Here is a 1,741-nt window from a genome sequence, read left to right on the forward strand (position 1 = left end):
GAGGCGGGCAAGACTTTTGCCAACGCCATCGCGAGGGGCGCGAGGCCGTCGATTTCCTGTGCCATCCCCCGGACGCCGTTACTCCGACCCCGGCTGTGGCGCGCGCGGTGACGCACGATAGCAGGCATCGGCGGCGGCGAAGCGCTGCCGCACCGCCGCCGGGGGCTCGCGATCCAGCAGACTGACCACCACGATACCGACGCCGGCGAACAGGAAGCCCGGAATGATCTCATACAGCCCCAGCCAGGCGTACTGTTTCCAGACAATCACCGTGATGGCACCGATGATCATCCCGGCCAGCGCACCGTTACGGGTCATACGGGACCAGAGTACCGAGCAGATCACCACCGGGCCGAAGGCAGCCCCGAAACCGGCCCAGGCATAGCTCACCAGCCCCAGCACCCGGTTCTCCGGGTTCGTGGCCAACGCGATGGCAACCAGCGCCACCAGCAGTACCATCGCCCGCCCAACCCAGACCAGCTCCCGCTGCCCGGCCTGCCGACGCAGGAAGGCCTTATAGAGATCCTCGGTAATCGCGCTGGAGCACACCAACAGCTGGCAGCTGAGCGTCGACATCACCGCCGCCAGGATGGCGGACAGCAGAATACCGGCGATCCACGGGTTAAACAGCAGCTGCGCCAGCTCAATGAAGACCCGCTCGGCGTTGCGATCCACCGCACCGGCCAGCGCAGGATGGTTGGTAAAGTAGGCGATACCGAAGAAACCGACGGAGACGGCACCGAGCAGGCAGAAGACCATCCAGGCCATGCTGATACGCCGGGCATTAATCAGGCTATGGTGCGAGTCGGCCGCCATAAAGCGGGCCAGGATATGCGGCTGGCCAAAGTAACCCAGCCCCCAGCCCATCAACGAGAGGATAGCGACCAGATTTAGCCCCTTCAGCATATCGACGCTCTCGATGCTTTTCTGCCTGATCACCAGCAGCGCATCGTCGACGCCGCCGACGGCGATTATCACCATCACCGGCGTCAGGATCAGGGCAAAGATCATCAGGCTCGCCTGCACCGTGTCGGTCCAGCTGACCGCCAGGAAACCGCCGATAAAGGTATAAATGATGGTCGCCGCCGCCCCGGCCCACAGCGCCGTCTGGTAGCTCATGCCGAAGGTGCTCTCAAACAGGCGGGCACCGGCCACGATCCCGGAGGCACAATAGATGGTGAAAAACAGCAGGATCACCAGGGCGGAGATAATGCGTAATAGACGGCTGCCATCGGCGAAACGGGCAGTAAAATAGTCCGGCAGGGTCAGCGCGTTATTGTTCGCCTCCGTGTGTACCCGCAGTCGCCCCGCTACCAGCCGCCAGTTCAGCCAGGCGCCCAGCGCCAGACCGATAGCGATCCAGCTCTCCGAGATACCGGCGACGAATACCGCGCCGGGCAGGCCCATCAGCAGCCAGCCGCTCATGTCCGATGCCCCGGCCGACAGCGCGGTGACGAAGGGGCCGAGTCGGCGCCCGCCGAGAATATAATCATCGAAGTTATTCGTCGATCGCCAGGCGAGGAAGCCGATCAGGATCATCCCCAGGATATAGATACAGAATGTCACCAACATGGGCGTGCTCATTGCCATTACCACTCTCCCGAAAGTCTCGTCTGGCGCACCGGGCCAGCCATGAAGTCGCCATCGGGGCATCGTCGGCGGACGTTCCCATCCTGCCGTTCCCCGCCGCAGATTTAATAACCAACCATTAATTAACACATTGCTTACATAAAACCCACAC

Annotated in this window: 1 protein-coding gene; it reads right to left on the reverse strand. The window is 62.4% G+C overall.

Translation table 11 applies throughout. The annotated features are described in order from the left end of the window. Positions 1-78: 78 nt before the first annotated feature. Positions 79-1,590 carry a sodium/proline symporter PutP gene (putP, locus tag EIEH_RS01185; protein ID WP_035608380.1) on the reverse strand — a complete coding sequence of 504 codons (1,512 nt, stop codon included), beginning with the start codon at positions 1,588-1,590 and terminating at the stop codon, positions 79-81. Between the last annotated feature and the right edge of the window lie 151 nt (positions 1,591-1,741).

This window comes from Edwardsiella ictaluri ATCC 33202 (assembly GCF_000264785.1).
Lineage (GTDB): Bacteria > Pseudomonadota > Gammaproteobacteria > Enterobacterales > Enterobacteriaceae > Edwardsiella > Edwardsiella ictaluri.

Excerpts from the sequence above, each read along its gene's own strand:
- putP (WP_035608380.1), bottom strand. The coding sequence starts at position 1,590 with ATGGCAATGAGCACGCCCATGTTGGTGACATTCTGTATCTATATCCTG.